This is a genomic window from Pseudomonas sp. HS6-2 (genome assembly GCF_049325675.2).
GTDB lineage: Bacteria > Pseudomonadota > Gammaproteobacteria > Pseudomonadales > Pseudomonadaceae > Aquipseudomonas > Aquipseudomonas putida_N.
In genome coordinates this window covers 2,086,180-2,104,523 of record NZ_CM143906.1, presented here as the reverse complement: position 1 = coordinate 2,104,523, position 18,344 = coordinate 2,086,180, and the positions used below count along the sequence as shown (strand labels likewise).

At 64.0% G+C, this 18,344-nt stretch carries 16 protein-coding genes; 12 read left to right on the top strand and 4 right to left on the bottom strand.

The window, feature by feature from the left end:
- Positions 1-17 precede the first annotated feature (17 nt).
- The 11 genes from ACOKS3_RS09775 to ACOKS3_RS09725 all read left to right on the top strand — a co-directional run bounded on the left by ACOKS3_RS09775 (position 18) and on the right by ACOKS3_RS09725 (position 14,398).
- Complete coding sequence (locus ACOKS3_RS09775; protein ID WP_181004468.1) at positions 18-1,547, top strand: glycosyltransferase; 1,530 nt, start codon at positions 18-20, stop codon at positions 1,545-1,547.
- Positions 1,548-1,563: 16 nt separating this feature from the next.
- Complete coding sequence (locus ACOKS3_RS09770; protein ID WP_422764661.1) at positions 1,564-2,727, top strand: PilZ domain-containing protein; 1,164 nt, start codon at positions 1,564-1,566, stop codon at positions 2,725-2,727.
- 21 nt (positions 2,728-2,748) lie between these two features.
- A complete protein-coding gene (locus ACOKS3_RS09765; RefSeq protein ID WP_422764662.1) occupies positions 2,749-4,200 on the top strand; it encodes a tetratricopeptide repeat protein in 1,452 nt (483 codons plus the stop codon).
- Complete coding sequence (locus tag ACOKS3_RS09760; RefSeq protein ID WP_422764663.1) at positions 4,197-5,651, top strand: alginate export family protein; 1,455 nt, start codon at positions 4,197-4,199, stop codon at positions 5,649-5,651. Before ACOKS3_RS09765 ends, ACOKS3_RS09760 begins: the two co-directional genes overlap by 4 nt.
- A 14-nt stretch (positions 5,652-5,665) precedes the next feature.
- On the top strand, positions 5,666-7,093 hold the full coding sequence (locus ACOKS3_RS09755; protein ID WP_103446725.1) for an MBOAT family O-acyltransferase: 1,428 nt from the start codon (positions 5,666-5,668) through the stop codon (positions 7,091-7,093).
- A gap of 9 nt (positions 7,094-7,102) precedes the next feature.
- The gene (locus ACOKS3_RS09750) at positions 7,103-8,197 is read left to right on the top strand and encodes an alginate O-acetyltransferase (protein WP_103446724.1); all 1,095 of its coding nucleotides are present in this window, start codon (positions 7,103-7,105) and stop codon (positions 8,195-8,197) included.
- Between the two features lie 18 nt (positions 8,198-8,215).
- Positions 8,216-8,845: an alginate O-acetyltransferase AlgF gene (locus ACOKS3_RS09745; RefSeq protein ID WP_103446723.1), complete on the top strand. Its 630-nt coding sequence runs from the start codon at positions 8,216-8,218 to the stop codon at positions 8,843-8,845.
- 27 nt (positions 8,846-8,872) lie between these two features.
- The gene (locus ACOKS3_RS09740) at positions 8,873-10,276 is read left to right on the top strand and encodes an alginate O-acetyltransferase AlgX-related protein (protein ID WP_103446722.1); all 1,404 of its coding nucleotides are present in this window, start codon (positions 8,873-8,875) and stop codon (positions 10,274-10,276) included.
- Complete coding sequence (locus ACOKS3_RS09735) at positions 10,267-11,445, top strand: polysaccharide lyase (RefSeq protein ID WP_463581477.1); 1,179 nt, start codon at positions 10,267-10,269, stop codon at positions 11,443-11,445. Before ACOKS3_RS09740 ends, ACOKS3_RS09735 begins: the two co-directional genes overlap by 10 nt.
- A gap of 3 nt (positions 11,446-11,448) precedes the next feature.
- The gene (locus ACOKS3_RS09730; RefSeq protein ID WP_103446721.1) at positions 11,449-12,903 is read left to right on the top strand and encodes a right-handed parallel beta-helix repeat-containing protein; all 1,455 of its coding nucleotides are present in this window, start codon (positions 11,449-11,451) and stop codon (positions 12,901-12,903) included.
- Positions 12,904-13,025: 122 nt separating this feature from the next.
- Positions 13,026-14,398 (top strand): IS3 family transposase gene (locus ACOKS3_RS09725; protein WP_422764683.1). Its coding sequence is split into 2 segments (ribosomal slippage): positions 13,026-13,499 and positions 13,502-14,398, totalling 1,371 coding nucleotides; the frame shifts between segments, so codons are not numbered across the junction.
- Positions 14,399-14,473: 75 nt separating this feature from the next.
- Here the strand turns inward: ACOKS3_RS09725 and ACOKS3_RS09720 are convergent.
- Together ACOKS3_RS09720 and ACOKS3_RS09715 are read right to left on the bottom strand one after the other, a co-directional pair.
- Positions 14,474-14,905 (bottom strand): GNAT family N-acetyltransferase, encoded by a 432-nt coding sequence (locus ACOKS3_RS09720; RefSeq protein WP_103446720.1) that lies wholly within the window; start codon positions 14,903-14,905, stop codon positions 14,474-14,476.
- The gene (locus ACOKS3_RS09715; protein ID WP_422764626.1) at positions 14,895-15,281 is read right to left on the bottom strand and encodes a DUF488 domain-containing protein; all 387 of its coding nucleotides are present in this window, start codon (positions 15,279-15,281) and stop codon (positions 14,895-14,897) included. The genes ACOKS3_RS09720 and ACOKS3_RS09715 overlap by 11 nt, the downstream gene beginning before the upstream one ends.
- Before the next feature lie 121 nt (positions 15,282-15,402).
- Between ACOKS3_RS09715 and ACOKS3_RS09710 the strand changes: the two genes are divergently transcribed.
- Positions 15,403-17,019 (top strand): inorganic phosphate transporter, encoded by a 1,617-nt coding sequence (locus ACOKS3_RS09710; RefSeq protein ID WP_422764625.1) that lies wholly within the window; start codon positions 15,403-15,405, stop codon positions 17,017-17,019.
- Here ACOKS3_RS09710 and ACOKS3_RS09705 read toward each other — a convergent pair whose 3' ends face one another.
- Together ACOKS3_RS09705 and ACOKS3_RS09700 are read right to left on the bottom strand one after the other, a co-directional pair.
- Complete coding sequence (locus ACOKS3_RS09705; protein WP_422764624.1) at positions 17,020-17,715, bottom strand: glutathione S-transferase N-terminal domain-containing protein; 696 nt, start codon at positions 17,713-17,715, stop codon at positions 17,020-17,022. It abuts the gene before it with no gap.
- Between the two features lie 74 nt (positions 17,716-17,789).
- On the bottom strand, positions 17,790-18,290 hold the full coding sequence (locus ACOKS3_RS09700; RefSeq protein ID WP_103446716.1) for a PaaI family thioesterase: 501 nt from the start codon (positions 18,288-18,290) through the stop codon (positions 17,790-17,792).
- Positions 18,291-18,344 lie beyond the last annotated feature (54 nt).

The window sequence follows — 18,344 nt, the reverse complement described above, 5'->3', positions numbered from 1 at the left end:
ACAGGAGTCAAGGCGACATGGATCGACAGCAACCACCCTTCGTGGCACCCGGCTACCTGCGCGCAGCCGCCAGCTTCTTCGGCTGGGCGTGCCTCGCCGGGCTGATCGCGCTGGCCTCGGAGATGGTCGCGCCGCAGTACCTGGACCCGAACCACCACCTGTTCATCTTCATCATCGGCACGCTGGGTATGTGGCGCTACGGCAACGCCATCGTCCACTACCTGCGCGGCATGTATTTCCTGCACTGGAAGTTCCCGCGCCTGCGCCGGCAGGTCGAGCGCCTGGGCGATGCCGCACTGCCCTCGCACATGTTCATGGTGGTGACCAGCTTCCGCATCCCCACCACGACCACCTTCAAGGTCTACCAGTCGGTATTCCAGGAAGTGCAACGGCTGAACGTGCCATGCACGGTGATCGCCTCGATCGTCGAGAAAGGCGACGAGACCTTCATCAAGGAGATCATGCGCAACGAGGTCAAGGACCGCGACGACATCAAGCTGGTTATCGTTCGCGCCCGTGGCACCGGCAAGCGTGACGGCCTGGCCCATGCCTTCCGTGCGCTGTCGCGGCAGATGCCGCTCAATGACGCGGTGGTCGGGGTGGTCGACGGCGACACCATGATGCTGCCCGGTTGCGTCGAACGTGCGGTCAAGCTGTTTGCCGTGCTGCCGGACGTGGGCGGCCTGACCACCAACGAATTCTGCGAAGTCGAAGGCAGCCGCTGGATGCGCCAGTGGCACTCGATGCGCTTCGTCCAGCGCCACATCAACATGTGCTCGATGGCCCTGTCGCACCGGGTACTGACCCTGACCGGGCGGCTGTCGTTCTTCCGCGCCGAAGTGATGACCGACCCCGAGTTCATCCGCGACGTCGAAGCCGACTTCCTCGAACACTGGCGCCTGGGCCGCTTCCAGTTCCTCACCGGTGACGACAAGTCGAGCTGGCTGAGCCTGATGCGCGCCGGCTGGAACACCTACTACGTGCCCGACAGCCACACCTTGACCGTCGAGCACCCGCCCAGTGACAGCTTCCTGGTTGCCACCCGCCAGCTGATGTTCCGCTGGTACGGCAACTCGCTGCGACAGAACTTCCGCGCCACCGCCCTGCTTGGTCGCGCCCGCCTGGGGCTGTTCACCCTGTATGTGCTGCTCGACCAGCGCGTGTCGATGTGGACCTGCCTGATGGGCCTGACCGCCTCGGTGGTGGCCGGCCTGGTGTTCGGCATCCAGTACTTGCTGGTGTACCTGTTCTGGGTGCTGATCTCGCGCAGCCTGGTGACGGTGTTGTTCGTCTTCGCCGGCCACCCGGTCAGCCCGATGTACCCCTTCGTTCTTTATTACAACCAGATCGTCGGTTCGCTGATGAAGGTCTACGCGATGTTCCACATGGACCAGCAAAGCTGGACGCGGCAGAAGACCACCCTGGCCACTGGCAGCGTCGACTTCGACGCCCGCCTCAACCGCTGGTCCTCGAAGGCGATGCTGTGCTCGTCGATCGCGATCTTCTTCGGGGTCATCACCGTTCTTTTACAACTCTCGCAACGTTAAGGAAAGGCGCCTGCACATGAGTACCACGAACATTCCCGCGGCCCCGGGCAAGACAGCGGCCAATATCGTCCACGAAGCAGTCGACGAGCGCCAGTACGTGCGCACCCGCATGAACGCGCGGGTGCGCCTGGCCACTGCCGGTCAGGCCCCGTTCGAAGTGGCCCTGCAGGACATCTCCTTGGGTGGCCTGGGCCTGACCCACGACGCACCGCTGAAAGTCGGCACGCTGTTCGACGCTTCGATTCGCCTGCGCCTGAACCAGGTGGACCTGAACATCGACAGCAAGATCCGCATCGTCTCCCAGCGTGGCAGCGAAGTGGGCGCGCAGTTCGTCGAGCTCGATGCGCAGAAACGCGACATCCTGCGCTACCTGATCAGCGCCTACATGTCCGGCGAAATCGCTGACATCAATGGCCTGTTCAATGTCATGCAGCGCGAGAACTACATCAAGGAACGCAAGCAGAAGTACGCCAGCGCACGCACCCCAGGCGCCCGCATCAAGGCCTTGACCGGCACCTTGCTGTACACCGCTGCTGGCGTCGCCGCGCTGGCCTTCGTTGGCTACAAGGGCTACCTGCTGTTCTTCCGTATCCCGGCGCTGCAGGCCCAGGTGGCGACCAACGCCCAGGTCATCAGCATGCCCGACAACGGCTATGTGAAGTACCTGCTGCCCGCCGGCGCCACCGAAGTGCAGGCCGGCCAGCCGCTGGCCAGCATCTCCACGCAGCTAGCCACCAGCTTCACCAGCCCGGCCGACATGAAGGCGGTCGCCGACCTGTCGCCTGGCGACCTGCAGACCCTGCTTGGCCGCGCCACCATCGAAACGGTAATTAACAGTCCGTGCGACTGCACGGTCTACTACCCGAGCCAGCGCCTGGACGGCTACGGCTACAAGGAAGCCCCGCTGATGCACCTGCTGCCCAAGGACCAGGGCCTGTTCGTGCGCGCTAACGTGCCGTTCGACAAGCTCGCCGATGTCGACCGGGTGAAGTCGGTGGACATGCAGGTGTTTGGCCTCGACCAGCACTACAGCGGCAAAGTGGTCGACGCGCGCGTCGACGAGGTCAACCGCAACCTGGCGCTGACCATCCAGCCTGACAGCCCGCTGCCGGCCGCGGCCTACCAGAAAGCAGTGGCGGTCGACCTGTTCATGGGCCTGCCGTTCGGCGCAGCGCGCTAAACGGCCGAGGACGACGACGCCATGACCGCCAATATGCCTCCCCGCCTGCTGCTGGCCGGCCTGGCCCTGGCCTGCGCCACTACAGCCAGTGCCGGGCAGAGCCTGGAACAGATCCGCTACGCGCTGTACAAGGACCCGTCGGCCGAGGTCACCACCGACCTGCGCGAATTGGCCGCCCGTGGCGACCTGGCCAGTACCCTGCTGCTTGGCGATGTGCTGGCCGGCCGCGAAGACGCCAGCCGCGCGGAAGTGGTAGCGCTGTACCAGAAGGCCTTTGCCGACGGCCATGGCATGGTCCCGGCACTGGCTTCGCTGGCCCGCCTGATCGACCGCACCCCGAGCCTGCGCGAGGTGCAGCGGCCGTGGATGGCGCAGGCACTGACGCGCTACCCGGCCAACCTCGACCCGCGCAACACCAGCACCACGCTGGAAGTGTTCCTGACCTACCCGGAGCTGGTCGACAGCGCCCAGGCGAGCCAACTGCTGGCGCTGTACGAGCAGGCCTGCCTGCTCAATTGCCGCCCCGAGCTGTACCACGCCGTGCTCGCCGAGCGCCAGGGCGACCGCGCCAGTGCCGAGCGCTGGTATCGCCAGGCGGTGCGCGTGGACGTGCGCGCCCTGGACCGCTACTACGCCTTCCTCGGCGAGCAGCAGTACCGCCTGTTCCCGCCGTTCGCCGACCAGCTTGAACCTGAGCGCGAGCAGTTGCCGGTGGAGATCATCCACCGCGTCGCCGCGCTGCTCGACAGCATCACCAGTGTGCAGCGCGCCGAACAGGAAGCCGACCGCTACGAAAACCAGGCCAGCACGCCCGGTGCCGAGAAGCTGCCACCCACCCCGGAACAACTGGCCCGCGAAAAAGCCCAGAGCGATGCGCTGAACCTCGCCACCGCCCGGGTCCAGCGCTGGCGCGATGTGGCCGTGGCCCGTGGCTTCGTGCCGGCCATGGTGTCCAAGGCCAACTACATGATCTCCAACCCGACCGAGCACAACGCCGAGGAAACCCAGGCGCTGATCGACCAGGTGCGCGAGCGCGAACCGACCCGGGCCAAGGCCCTGCAGGCGCAGTTCTACATGGTCAACAACTGGCTGACCCTGGACCCGGACAAGGCCCGCGCACTGATCGACGAGCTGCGTGCCAGCGGCTACCCCGGTGCCGGCCTGCTGCTGGGCGAGTACTACAGCAAGGGCGTCGAGGACCAGCCCGACCAGGAGAAGGCCCTGGCGCTGTTCCAGGCCGAAGCCGACAAGGGCAACACTGCCGCCTGGTACCGCATGGCCACCCTGCACGCCTACGGCCGTGCCCTGTGCCACGACCCGGTCAAAGCCTATACCTACGCCCGCGTCGCTCTCGACCTGGGTGAACGCAGCGCGCGCAGCCTGATCAAGCGCCTGGAAAAGACCCTGCCAAAGGATGATATCGAGCGCGCCCTGGCCGCTCGCAACGGGCTGTTCAAGGAGACCACCCTGTGAAAGCGCATCACCCCCTGTTCGGCGCCCTGCTGGCCCTGGCGCCGTTGCCAGCGGCCATCGCCGCAGAAGAAATCACCGGCCCCGAAGCCGACCGCAACGAACCGGTGCGCATCGCCGCGCTGGATGGCAGCGAGCCGGTCATCACCTCGGAAGTGTTCAACAAGCTCACCGTGCAGACCGGCTACGGCCCGGAAGACTCCCAGGTTGGCAGCGACCGCGAGATGTTCTACAGCCTGCGTTACGAGCCATCGTTCGCCTGGTACTCGCCGGAAAAGCGCTGGGCCAAATGGATGGTCTACGGCCGCCTGTGGTTGAACTATGACTCCAGCCAGTCGAGCAACCTGACCAACGAAGCGTCCAACGCCAACGAGCGCGAGCAGCCCGAAGGCTGGTACGCCGAACTGCGTGAGCTGTACGTCAAGCGCAACCTGATCGGCGACGACCCGCGCTTCTCCGCCTCGTTCGGCCGCCAGCGTTTCTATGACGATTACGGCATCTGGTGGGACGACAGCCTCGAGTCGCTGCGTTTCAATTACCAGGACACCTTCAGCGAGGCGTTCTTCGCCGTCGGCCAGAAGTTCCACAACTACAACACCGACGTCAACCGCCTGGCTGACAGCGAAGAGCGCACCACCTACCTGATGGGCCAGTACGCCTACCGCTGGAGCCAGAACAACCAGGTCGGTCTGCGCCTGATGCACGAGAACGACCACAGCGGCCACGACGCCGACGACCGCTATGACTTCAAGGGCATGCGTTACGGGCTGTTCTTCAAGGGCGACAACCTGGCCTACCCGGTGCTCAGCGACTATCACCTGGAACTGGCGGCGCTGGACGGCAAGATGGACAACACCGACGGCAACGGCGTCACCACCACTGGCCACAGCAGCAAGGGCTGGGCGGTGCTGGGCGAAGTCGGCAAGCGCTTCGACAACCTGGCGTGGACCCCGCGCGTGGCGCTGCGCGGCGGCCTGACCGACAAGCCCAGCGATGAGAACGACGGCTTCCGCCTGAACGCCATCCAGTCCGACCGCATCACCCGCTCCGGCTCGTACAGCACTCGCCTGACCAGCTCGTTCGTCGCCCTCGACCTGCGCAACCTGAGCTACTACGGCTTCGCCGTGGAGACCCGCCCCACCCCGCGCAGCGCGCTGGACCTGCGGGTGACCCAGCTCGACCTGCGCGATGCCGACGGCACCCTGCCGATCCGCATGAATGGCGACCAACGCGCGGAACGCAACCGCGCCATCACCCAGGGCACCAACGGCAACGGGCGCAATGTCGGGCAGATGATCGACCTCAACTACTACTGGAAGATGTTTCCGGTGGCTATCGATGGCAAGCACCTGGACGTCAACGCGCTGGTCAGCGCCAGTTATCTCAATGCCGGCAGCGCATTGGAAACCGGCGATGACTACCAGCTGAGCGTCGGCGTGGTGATCAGTTACTAAGGAAGGGCCGTGCCATGATCTTCGCCTCCAATGTGTTCCTGTTCCTCTACCTGCCCCTGTTCCTGGCCGTGTACTTCCTGGCCAAGGCGCAGTGGCGCTCCACGGTGATCGTGGCTGCCAGCTATATCTTCTATGCCTGGTGGCGCCCGGACTTCCTGCTGCTGTTCGTTGGCATCACCTACTGGAACTACTGGTTCGGCCTGCGCATCAAGGCACGCCTGGACGCCGGCGACAAAGTCATGGCCCTGCGCCTGTTGTGGATCGGCATCGCCGGCAACCTGTCGACCCTGGGCTACTTCAAGTACGCCAACTTCGGCGCCGAGGTGCTGGCCCTGTTGCTGGCACCGCTGGGCATCAACACCTGGACGCTAGAGAACATCTTCCTGCCGCTGGGCATTTCGTTCTACGTGTTCCATGCCCTGAGCTACATCGTCGACATCTACCGCAAGGACGCCACGCCGACGCGCAACTTCATCGACTTCGCCGCCTTCGTCGCGCTGTTCCCGCACCTGGTGGCCGGGCCGATCCTGCGTTACAGCCAGCTGGCACCCCAGCTGCGCGAACGTACCCATTCGCTGGAGCTGTTCTCGTTGGGCGTGTGCCGCTTCATGCTCGGTTTCATCATGAAGGTGCTGATCGCCGACCGCCTGGCGCCGATCAACCTGCTGTTCGTCAGCGAAGGCACGCTGCAGTTCGCCGATGCCTGGTTCGGCCTGGTGATCTCGACCCTGCAGCTGTACTTCGACTTTGCCGGCTACAGCCACATGGCCCTGGGCCTGGCGCTGATGATGGGCTTCCGCTTCCCGGAAAACTTCAACCAGCCCTATGTCTCGCAGAGCATCACCGAGTTCTGGGCACGCTGGCACATGACCCTGGCGCACTTCCTGCGCGACTACGTGTACATGCCACTGGTGCGCAAGCGCGTGGCCGGTGCCCTGCCGGCGCTGATCTGGACCATGCTGCTGTCGGGCCTGTGGCACGGGGCGAGCTTCGCCTTCATCTGCTGGGGCCTGTTCTTTGGCGTCGGCATGGTGATCGAGCGCAAGTTCAACCTGGCGACCAAGGTCAGCACGCCCTACCACCTGGGCCGCAACCTGCGCACCGCGGCGCTGATCCTGCTGAGCATGCCGCTGTTCTTCACCATGGACCTGCGCCACAGCCTCGACATCTACCAGGCGCTGTTCGGCCTCAACGGTTTCGGCTCGCTGGAACTGTACGTGCTCGGCGCCTCGAAGATGGCCATGGCCTTCGCCCTGGTGGCGCTGGCCTGGCTGGTACTGGCCGGGATCAACAACGTGCGTTTCTACGCCGGCAACAAGGACGGCTACTTCATGCGCCATGTCGGCGCGCTGCACAGCGTGCTGCTGTGGGGCGGCTTCCTGCTGGCGCTGAGCAGTCTGGCGGCCAACTCGTTTTCGCCCTTCCTGTATTTCCAGTTCTAGGAGACGGCCATGTACCCGGTGATGAATTCGGCCAGCAAGGCCAATGGCATTCTGTTCGTGGTGGTGTTGGCGGCGATGTTCGTCTATTCGCTGCCACCGGTGTTCAGCTTTGCCCGCACCTCGACCGATACCTGGAACCTGTTCGTCGACGGCAAGCTGCTGCGCAAGTTCGAGCAGGCCTACGACAAGCGTTTCTTCCTGCGTGACCCGTCGGTGGAGCTGTGGGCCGATGCCCAGTTCCACCTGTTCGGCGAAGGCACCAAGGGCGTGGTGCTGGGCAAGGATGGCTGGCTCTATACCAATCAGGAATACCGTGTACCCAACGACCTCGAGGCCAACGTGGCAAGCCAGCTGGAGCAGATCGACAAGGTCCGCACGCAGCTGGCCGAGCACGGCAAGCAGCTGGTGATCCTGCCGCTGCCGATGAAGCTGGACGTGTACGCGGCCCATGCCCAGCATGCCTTCGACCCACGGGTGACCAGCCTCTACGACCACTTCGTTGGCGAGTTGCAAAACCGCCAGCAGGACGTGGTGCCGCTGCGCGGGGCCTTCCTCGCCAACCTCGACGGCCCGCAGCTGTTCCTCAAGTCCGATACCCACTGGAGCCCGGAAGGCGCGCGGCTGTCGGCCTACGAACTAGCGCGCCAGCGCCCGCAACTATTGGGTGACCAGGTGTACGTGTCGCGCAAGGCCGGCGAGAAGAGCGTCAAGGGCGACCTGATGAACTACATCCAGTTTGACCATGCGCGCCTGGCGCCGCAGTTCGGCCCCAACCCGATCGCCCTGTACGAAACCCTGAAGGCCGCGCAAGGCGCCGACGACCTGTTCGCCGAGGAAAACCAGAGCCTGCTGCTGGTCGGCACCAGCTACAGCAAGATCGACGACTGGAACTTCGTCGGCTTCCTCAAGGAGGCACTTAACCGCGACCTGCTGAGCATCGCCGTGGAAGCCCGCGGCCCGTTCGAGGCGATGAACCAGTTCCTGGCCAGCGACCAACTGGCCAACCCGCAGATCGACACCGTGGTCTGGGAATTCCCACTGCGCACCCTGCTCGCCCACCGCCCCGGCTCACTCAGCCGCAGCGCTGCGCCCCAGCATTTCTGACGATTCAAGGAGAGCCTGATGAAACTTACCCAACTGTTCACCGCCATCGCCCTGGCCGCTGCCAGCCATGCCACCCTGGCCGCCGAAGGCAACGCCGACCTGTACGATGCCGTGGCCCCGGCCGACTCGGCGTTCGTCCGCGTGCTCAACCTGTCCGACAGCAACATCGACGTGACCCTCAGCGGCAAGGTCAACCCGCAGCGGGTTGCCGCCGGCCAGCTCAGCGGTTACCGCTTCACCCCTGCCGGCCCGCACAAGATCGCCGTCGGCGGCAAGTCGATCGAGCCGCAGCTCAAGGCCAATGCCGCCAGCACCGTGGTCTACGACGGCAAGCAGCTGAAGCTGATCAGCGACAAGTACGTCAACGAGCCAAAGAAGGCGCAAATCGCCTTCTACAACCTGACCGCCAACAAGGCCACGCTGAAAACCTCCGATGGCAAGCATGACGTGGTCGAGGCCATTGGCAATGGCGAGACCGGCACGCGCATGGTCAACGAGATCAAGATCGACTTCGCCGCCTACCAGCAGGACACCAAGGTCGCCAGCTTCGACGAGCAGTTCCTCAAGAAGGGCCGCTCGTACAGCTATGTGCTGCTGCCCGGCAACCGCAGCATGACCCTGGCCAACAGCATCGACCCTACCGAGTGATGAATGCCCTGCAAGGATGAATGGCACATGAAGACCCTTGTACCTTTTGCCCTGAGCGCTGCCCTGGCCTTGCTCAGCCTGCCCGGCCAGGCCGCACAGGCTGCCCAGGTGGCCGGGGCCGGCTGCGAGAACCTGCAGTGCATGGTTTGCCCGGCCTTGAGCGACCCGCAACGCTACGCCGAAGGGCGCATGAAACTGATGCGCGAGATCGTGCCTGGCAAGGACCGCTGGCTGTTCCGCTCGGCCGTAGACCTGACCAATGACTTCGGCATCCCCGCGCCAATGCGCCCGGAGTTCGCCCGCCTGATGCAGGCGTTCGAACGCCAGGGCATCCATGTGGCCATGGCGATCCAGCCGACCCGCGGACTGATGCACCACGACAAGCTGTTCGCCGACCAGTTGCACGGTTTCGACTATGCCCGCGCCAGCAACAGCCTTGCCACCTACCTCGGCCAGCTGCGCCAGGGCGGCGCGGTGGTGGCGCCAATGATGCAGCTGGTGCAGCAACCGCCGAAGGGCGAGTACTTCTTCCGTCGCGACCACCACTGGACACCCACCGGCGCCGAGGCCACGGCGAAACTGATGGCCGAGGAAATCCGCCGCCAGCCGTTCTATGCCGGGCTGACCAAGAAGGCGTACCGCACCGAGCCGGGCGTGATGGTGCCCAAGGACGGCACCATGAACCTGGCGATGAGCAGCATCTGCGGCAACAACTACGGTTTCCAGTATGTGCGTGGCTACCAGACCATCCCGGTGGCTACGGGCGCTGATGCGTTGTTCGACGAAGCACCGGACCCGGAAGTGATCCTGGTCGGCGACAGTAACGCCGCAGCCCGTGAGGACGAGAGCAAGCAGTTCAACTTCGACGGCTACCTGAAACAGTACCTGAATGTCGACATCCTCAACTACGCCCTGCCCGGGGTGGGTGAAGATGGCTCGCTGCTGGAATACCTGTTGTCCAGCGACTACAAGCCCAAGGCACCGCCCAAGCTGATCGTCTGGGAGCTGCCGGCCAACTACCGGCTCGATTCGCCGCTGATGTATCGCCAGCTGGTGCCGGCGGTCCAGGGTGGGTGCTCGGCAAACAGGGAAGTACTTGGCTCGAAACTGCAGCGTCCGGCGTTGCAGGTGGGCGAGCGCATCGAATTGCTGAGCAATGCCGGCAGTGGCCGCCAGGCGCTGTCCAAAGGGTTCCTCGACATTCGCCTGAGCGACAAGAACGTCAAGGACTTCTACATCATCGTCTATTACGACAACGGTGCGCGGGACAAGGTGTGGTTCCGCCGCGAGGCGGCGGTGACCGGCGGGCAGTATTACCTGGAGCTGAGCAAGGCACCGGAGTTTGCCGGGGCCAACCTGTTGTCGGTGTTCATGGAGCCGACCAAGGCCGGGACTGTGGCGACCGATGTGGAGACCCGGCTATGCCTGTAATGCCGCTGTTCAGGGCTGATGCGGTCGCTGTGGGAGCTGGCTTGCCGGCGATGGGCCGCAAAGCGGCCCCAATCCTGCTAACCCTGTTTTTGATAAGCCCACTGACCCAGGCGGCACAGTCTATCTGGCCCGCCCACAGCACTCCGCAATCGGCCATGATCGCCGACTACCGCACCCTGTCCTGCACCAAGGAACCGCCCGCGCCCTACACCGGCAGCCTGCACCTGGAAAGCAAGTACGACCAACGCGACGCCAGCAAGTCGACCCTGCGCAGCAGCCCCGACGCCAACAGCGAGCAGATCGCCAAGCAGGTCAAGCAGTTCGTCGGTGGCCTGATCTACGCCAGCAAACGCTTCCAGGCCGCCAAGAAACCCCAGGACGCCAACATGGCCCTGGCCTGCCAGGACCAGTGGCTGCAACACTGGGCCAAAGCCGGCGCCCTGCTCAACCCGGATGCCAGCGGCACCGGCATGGCCGTGCGCAAATGGGCGCTGGCGGCCATGGCCGGTGCCGTGCTGCTGACCCAGTCGGCCGCCGACGGCAAGCTGCAACTGAACGATACGCAGCGCAGCTGGTTCACCCGCCTCGGCGAGCTGGTAATCCGCGAGTACGACCCCCGCCGCAGCGCCAGCGGTGTGTATTTCAACAACCACGACTACTGGGCAGCCTGGGCCGTGGCCGCCACCGGCATGCTGGTCGGCCGCGACGACTTCATCCACTGGGCCGACGGCAACCTGCGCCGTGCCCTGGCCCAGGCCGTGCGCGCCAACAACGGTAACTACGCCTATCTGCCGCTGGAAGTGGCGCGCAGCAAGCTGGCGGCCAACTACAGCCAGTACGCCCTGGTGCCGCTGGTGCTGCTGGCCGAGTCGGCACGTGCCAATAACCTGCCGTGGAGCAACGACGACCAGCAGACCCTCGACCAGCTGGCCAGCTTCGCTGCCCGCACAGTGCTCGCCCCGGGTGAGCTGCCCGAACTCAAGGGCCAACCCCAGGCGGACGTGGCACCCTACAAATTGGCCTGGCTGATCCCGTTCCTGCAACGCAACCCCGGCCATGCGCTGGCGCGCCAGCTTTACGACAGCGAAGACGGCGAGGTGGACAACTACAGCCAGCTCGGCGGCCCGATCAAAGCGTTCTACCCCCCATTGCCCGGATCAAGGAGCTGACCCATGGCTGCCCTCGCCCGCTTTTCCCTTACCTGCCTGGCCGCCCTGTGCCTGGCAGGCGCCGCCCAGGCTGCCAACCAATCACTGCCGGTCAACCAGACCGTGGACACCCTGCCCCGGGAGCAAGGCCAGCTCAAGGTCGAGCAACTGCGCCAACAGGTGCGCCAAGCCGTGGCCTTCCAGCAGGCCGAACGGCAACGCCCGGCCGGGCGCGCCAGCGTCAGCCTGCAGCCAATGTTCTCATCCCAGGCCGGCAGCTGGCCGTTCGAGCCGTTCGTCAACAACGGCCTGTTCCGCGCCATCGCCGGTTACCAGGCACACCACCCGCAGGTGGTGATGCTGCGCAGTGGCAGCATCACCCTGGCGCAGTTGCATGACGCCCTGAACAACCCGCGCATCCTCAAGCGCTACAAGGATGGCTACCTGCTCAGCTACCCGCTGATGATCGGCAGCGATGCCGGGCTGGTGCTCGAAGGCACCAGCCTGTACCTGTCGAGTTTCTCCGGCACGGCGCTGATCAACCAGGGCTGGCTCGGGCTCAACCAGTCCAGCCTGGAGAGCATGGCCGGCGACAAGCCCGGTAGCACCGACCGCGCCTGGCGGCCTTTCGTGGTGGCCTGGGCCGGCAGCCATACCCAGGTGCTCGGCTCGACGCTCAAGCGCCTGGGCTACAACGCCAACCTTTCCCGTGGTCTGACCACGGCCTTGAGCACCCAGCAGGCGGCCAGTACCCGTCCAGCCACGGTAATCGTCCGTGACAGCCAGTTCAGCGAAATGTCCAGCGCGGTCGAACTGCAGCACAGCCAGGCAACCATTACCGGCAGCCAGTTCGAACAGTCACAGCAGTACGCCATCGATGTGCAGAACAGCCAGGTCAAGCTGCAGGGCAACCAGCTGCGCGGTATCGACAACAACAGTGGCGTGCGCCTGCGTGGCCAGACTCGCGCCTTGGTCGAAGGCAACCTGATCCTCGGGGCGAGCAAGGCCGCCATCGAAATCAGCGAGCAACAGGGCGCGGTGCTGCTGGCCGGCAACCGCATCGGCGACAGCCGTGGCAACGGCATCCAGCTGCGCAACCTGGCCCCCACTGCAGCGGCACCGCTGGTGATCGACGATAACCTGCTGGCCAGCAGCCAGGGCAGCGCGGTGGATGCCAGCGAAGTGGGCGCCGTGGCGCTGCTCGACAACCGCATCGGCAACACGGCGGAATATGCCATCAGCCTGCGCAACGCCACGCCACTGGCCGGGCCGCTGGTGCTCAGCGGCAACCGCCTGGGCCGGGTTGGCAAGGCACTGGTGCGGGTCGAAGGTGTGCGGGATGTGGTGCTGGGCGGTAACAGCTTCGATGGCAAGCCGTTGTTGCAGAACCTGTTGATCGGGGATTTGTTGCCCTTGCAGGGGCAGCTGCTTGAGGCCACGGTTCGCCAGGGTGAGACTGTGCGGGTGAGGCAGGAGTGATCCATTCCTTGCATTGACTTCACCGGCCTCTTCGCGGGGCAAGCCCGCTCCTACAGGCCTGCGCAGGGTCTGAACTGCGCCCCTGATGTTGGACAAAAAATCCAACCTCAGGGGCGTTTTAGGTGAGCAAGCACACCAAGCAGTTCAAACTTTCAGCCATCCATGCCTTTCTGCAGCGAGGCATTGGCTATCGCACCATCGCATCTGAGTTGCAGATGGATCCCTCCTTGCTTCGGCGCTGGGTCGCGAGCTATCGCATCCATGGCGAGGCTAGCCTCTGCGGACAAACACGGACTTTCAGCCCTGAGTTCAAGCTTTCGGTGCTTGAGCGGATGTGGCGCGACAAGCTATCGCTGCGCCAGACGGCAGCCGTTTTCAATATGAGCCACTCCAGCCAGATAGGCATATGGGAATCGCAGTACTACAGTGGCGGCATCAAAGCCCTGACAGCAAAGAGCAAAGGTCCGCGCAGTCTCATGCCTAAACCACCTGTTCCACCCGCCAACACCCCACCTGTAGCCGATGAAGATCTCTCGCACGCCGAGTTGCTGGCCAAGCTGCGCCATGCCGAGATGGAGATCGCCTATCTAAAAAAGTTAAAAGAGCTGCGCGAGGAGAAGGCGAGGCAGAAGAAGGCCGAGAAGAAAAAGTCCTGATCATCTCGGCCTTGCGTAACCGATTCCCCCTCAACAACCTGCTCAAGTTGGCTGGGCTGGCGCGCAGTACGTACTACTACCAACTCAAGGTGATGGCTGCAGGTGACAAGCTGGCCCCGTTAAAGGCTCATATCTGTGAGACCCAGGGGCGGCATAAGGGGCGCTATGGCTATCGACGCATGACTGCAGCGCTGCGCAACATTGGCCAAATAGTAAACAGTAAAGTTGTGCGCCGGCTGATGGGTGAACTCGACCTCAAATGCACGGTGCGCGTGAAAAAGTACAAGTCCTATCGCGGTCAGCCCGGACGCATTGCGCCCAACACAATGGAGCGCGATTTCACGGCAGCAGAGCCCAACGAGAAATGGGTAACAGACGTGACCGAGTTCAAGGTGGCGGGTGAGAAACTGTACCTATCGCCGATATTGGACCTGTTTAGCGGGGAGATCGTGGCGCATCAGATCGATACTTCGCCGCACTATCCTCTGGTCGGCCAGATGCTGGAGCAGGCGCTTGCGAAGCTACCGGAAGGAGCCAAGCCGATGCTGCATTCCGACCAGGGCTGGCAGTATCAATACTACGCCTACCGGAATCGACTCGAAGAAAAGGGGCTGGAGCAGAGCATGTCGCGCAAAGGCAACTGCCTGGACAATGCACGAATGGAGAGTTTTTTCGGCACACTGAAGATAGAGATGTACCATGGTCAGCGCTTCGCCAGCATCGCAGAGCTGAGGGCGGCAATCGATGAATACATCAACTACTACAACCATGATCGAATCAAGATGGGGCTGGGCGGCCTGACTCCCGTGGCATACAGGAGTCAGGCTGCAGCAGCCTAATCACAGACTGTCCAACAAATGGGGCGCAGTTCAGTCTGTAGGAGCGGGCTTGCCCCGCGAAGAGGCCAGTGCAGGTCACCCAATGACCCGCTGCATCCTCACAAAGCAATCATCCTCCCCCATCTCGACAAACCCATGACGCAGGTACAGTTGCCGCGCCGGGTTGCTCTTGAACACCATCAACCTCAACAGCGGCAGCCGCCGCTGCGCTGCCCATTCGGCCAGCGTCTCCAGCACCTGACTGCCCACCCCGCGCCCACGCTGCTCTGGCAACAGGTGCAACTCACGAATGAACAACGCCTGCCGGTCCTGGCTGAGGCTGCAGAAACCCAGCACGGTCTCCCCTTCCATCACCAGCCACTGCTCGCGCCAGTCCCAGGCTTGGTCAAATGCCTCCTCGATCCACAACAGGTCGAACTCGCGGTAATAGGGCAACATGGCTCGTCGCGTCAGGTCCCGGGCAAAGGTGCACCAGGCATCGCTCGCGGCGATCAGCTCAACGGGCATAGCACACCGGCGAGCTGCCCGGGCCACGTCGCTCCAGTTCGCCTTCCAGCCAGGTTGCCAGCACCTGGGCGTTGTTGTGCTCGGTGTCCTTGCCGGCATACAGCAAGGTCAGGTTGCCTTTGGCCGCAAGGTCCAACAGCGGATACCAGTGCTCCGGGTGCGCCGCCAGTTCCTGCTGATAGCGCTGGGTGAACCCGGCGAAATCCACCTCGCCCTGGTTGAACGCCTTGCGCAAATCAGTGGATGGCGCCACTTCGCGCAGCCACTCGCCATGCAGCTGGTCCTTGCGTTTATTGCGCGGCCACAGGCGGTCGACCAGCACCCGCTGGCCATCTTCCTTCTCAGGCGCGTCGTAGACGCGCTTGCAGCGAATCATGGGGTTCTCCTGCCTTTACCGTCTGTCTTGAGCCTAGGTAATTCATTGACCGAGGTCACGTCCAGCCGAGGAATTGTTTCTATGCTCAGAGCCACCCTCGCCGACGCCAATCGGAGTCCCCATGCTAACCCCGCCCCTGGCCAGCCAGCCGCCACTGGCCCGTAGCGATTCACGCCCACAGCTTTCGCACAAACCCGGGCGCGCCACCCTCGTGCTGTTCTTCGGCCTGCTGCTGGCCGGTATCGCCTACACCGCCTGGAACCTCAAGCAGGACGTGGCCGCCAGCGGCACGGTGATTACCACCGTCACGCCCTTCCTGCTGCTGGGCCTGGCGCTGCTGATCGCCCTGGGCTTCGAATTCGTCAACGGCTTCCATGACACCGCCAACGCAGTGGCCACGGTGATCTATACCCACTCATTGCCGGCACCGGTGGCGGTGGTCTGGTCCGGGTTGTGCAACTTCCTGGGTGTGCTGCTTTCCAGTGGCGCGGTGGCGTTCGGCATCATTGCCCTGCTGCCGGCCGAGCTGATTCTACAGGTCGGTTCTTCGGCTGGCTTCGCCATGGTCTTCGCCTTGCTGCTGGCGGCGATCATCTGGAACCTCGGCACTTGGTGGCTGGGGTTGCCAGCGTCCTCTTCACACACCCTGATCGGCTCGATCATCGGTGTCGGCGTGGCCAACGCGCTGATGCACGGGCGCGACGGCACCAGCGGGGTCGACTGGGGCCAGGCCAGCAAGGTCGGCTATGCCCTGCTGTTCTCGCCGCTGATCGGCTTTGCCTGCGCCGCCTTGTTGCTGCTTGCGCTGCGCGCGCTGGTCAAGCGCAAGGAGCTGTACCAGGCGCCGGAAGGCCGCACGCCACCACCGTGGTGGATCCGCGGCATTCTGATCCTGACCTGCACCGGCGTATCGTTTGCCCATGGCTCCAATGACGGGCAGAAAGGCATGGGCCTGATCATGCTGATCCTGGTCGGCACCCTGCCGATGGCATACGCCCTGAACAAGACCATGCCCAGCGAGCAGGCGCTGCAGTTCTCCGCCGTTGCCGAAGTGACCCGCCAGGCACTGCTAAACACGGCGCCCGGGCCGGCCCCCGCCGACCCGCGCCAGGCGCTGACCGCGTTCATCGCCGAGCCCAAGGCCAACCCGCATCTGGTACCGGCACTCGCCGCGCTGACCAGCATGATCGGTGACCAGGTCAAGGGCTATGGTTCACTGAAGCGCGTGCCAGCCGAAGCCATGGCCAACGTGCGTAACGACATGTACCTGGCCAGCGAAACCATCCGCCTGATCGAGAAGAAACAGCTGGTGGCGTTCGACGCCGACACCCGCAGCCATGTGCTGCTGTTCAAGACGCAGTTGGACGATGCCACCCGCTACATCCCGCTGTGGGTCAAGGTGGCCGTGGCCATCGCCTTGGGCCTGGGCACCATGGTCGGCTGGAAGCGTATCGTGGTGACAGTGGGCGAGAAGATCGGCAAGACCCACATGAGCTACGCCCAGGGGGCTTCGGCGGAAGTGGTCGCCATGTGCACCATCGGTGCGGCGGACATGTTCGGGCTGCCGGTGTCGACCACCCACGTGCTGAGCTCGGGGGTGGCCGGTGCCATGGTCGCCAACGGTTCGGGGATCCAGAAACGCACGCTGATCAACCTGCTGATGGCCTGGGTGCTGACCCTGCCGGCGGCGATGCTGTTGGCCGGGAGCCTGTACTGGCTGCTGAGCCAGATTTTCTGATCAGGCGGGGATTTTCAGGCCACGCTGCACCGCTGGCCGCTCAAGGAATTTCGCCAGCACCCGCTGCACTTCCTTGAACTCATCGAAGCCCACAAGCTCGCGGGCGTTATAGCGCTCCACCAGGTTGCGCACCCAGGGGAAGATGGCTATGTCGGCGATGCTGTATTCATCGACCATCCATTCACGCCCTTTCAGGTGCCGGTCCAGCACGCCCAGCAGGCGCTTCGATTCGTTGACGTAACGGTCGCGCGGGCGCTTGTCTTCGTATTCCTTGCCAGCAAAGAAATGGAAGAAGCCGACCTGGCCGAACATCGGCCCGATGCCGCCCATCTGGAACATCAGCCACTGCAGGGTCTGGTAACGCTGGGCCGGCTCCTGGCTCAGCAGCTGCCCGCTCTTTTCCGCCAGGTACTGCAGGATCGCCCCCGACTCGAACAGCGGCAGCGGCTGACCGCCCGGGCCGTTGGGGTCGAGGATCGCCGGGATCTTGTTGTTGGCACTCAGCGAGATGAACTCCTGGCTCAGCTGGTCATCGTTGTCGAAGCTGACCTTGTGCGGCTCGTAGGCCAGGCCGATCTCCTCCAGCATGATCGACACCTTGACGCCGTTGGGCGTGGGCAGCGAGTACAGCTGCAGGCGCTCGGGATGCTTCGCGGGCCATTTACGGGTGATGGGGAAAGCGCTCAGATCGGTCATGGTCAACCTTGGGCTTGAATAGGAACCTGTCACTCTAGAGACATCCCGGCTGACTGACCATCACCCGCCGTTGATCAGCTGGCCTGACCGTGGGCCTTGAGTTTGAGCTTTTCGGTGTCCACCCGCACGAACACCGAGTCGGCGCTGACCGTCAGCACATCGCCAGCCCAGACCTCGCAGATGACTCGGGTCTTGCGCCCGACCTCACCTTCCACGCGTGCCTTGAGCAGCAGCTCCACGCCCATCGGGGTAGGCTTGAGGTAGTTCAACCCGAGGCTGCCGGTCACACAATCGATGCGCGGCAGGCTGCCCGCTTCGCGGCCTTCGGCGCGGTAGTGGTAAGCCATGGCGGTCCAGTTGGAATGGCAGTCGACCAGCATGGCCAGCAGGCCGCCATAGACCAGGCCGGGCCAGCCGATGTAAGCGCTGTCGGGTGAGTGCCGGCACAACAGGTGGATGCCGTCGGCATCCCAGTGGCTTTGCAGGTGCAGGCCAGAGGGGTGGGAACAGCCGCAGCCGAAGCAGGTGCCTTCGGGGGCGGCAAGGGCCTGGAGGGAAAGAATCGGGTCGTTCATACGCTGCCTGTGCTTGTTGGAATGGGGGCGCGAAACGCCCCTCATTAAAGCAGA